This is a genomic window from Pelomicrobium sp. G1, assembly GCF_051905455.1.
Classification (GTDB): domain Bacteria; phylum Pseudomonadota; class Gammaproteobacteria; order Burkholderiales; family UBA6910; genus Pelomicrobium.
The window spans coordinates 1-316 of record NZ_JBQACR010000233.1 but is presented as its reverse complement, the minus strand read 5'-3'; the positions used below and the strand labels follow the sequence as shown (position 1 = coordinate 316).

The following is a 316-nucleotide window of genomic DNA, read 5'->3' as shown; positions in this document are numbered from 1 at the left end:
GCGAAAAGGTGGAGGAGCAGCCCCAGCCCGAGCTTACCGATGCTGCCGAGCTGATGGCCCGGAGCATGCAGCTCGCGCGCATTCAGGCCCAGATCGAAAAGGACTGGGAGAGCTACCAGAAGCGTCCCCGGCGCAAGTTCATCGGCGCCCGGGCCACCGAATACCGCTTCGCCCGCTACGGGGAAGACTGGCGCATGAAGATCGAGCGGGTGGGCAACCTCAACTACCCGGACGAGGCCCGGCGCAACAAGATCTTCGGGAACCTGGTGGTGACCGTGTCCATCAAGTCCGACGGGGAGGTGGAGAAGGTGGAGAT

Annotated in this window: 1 protein-coding gene; it reads left to right on the top strand. The window is 64.2% G+C overall.

Features of this window, described 5'->3' with window-relative positions; all coding sequences use genetic code 11:
• Positions 1–316: energy transducer TonB (locus ACTFO6_RS18315; RefSeq protein WP_439935813.1), on the top strand; the 316-nt coding region annotated here is incomplete at both ends.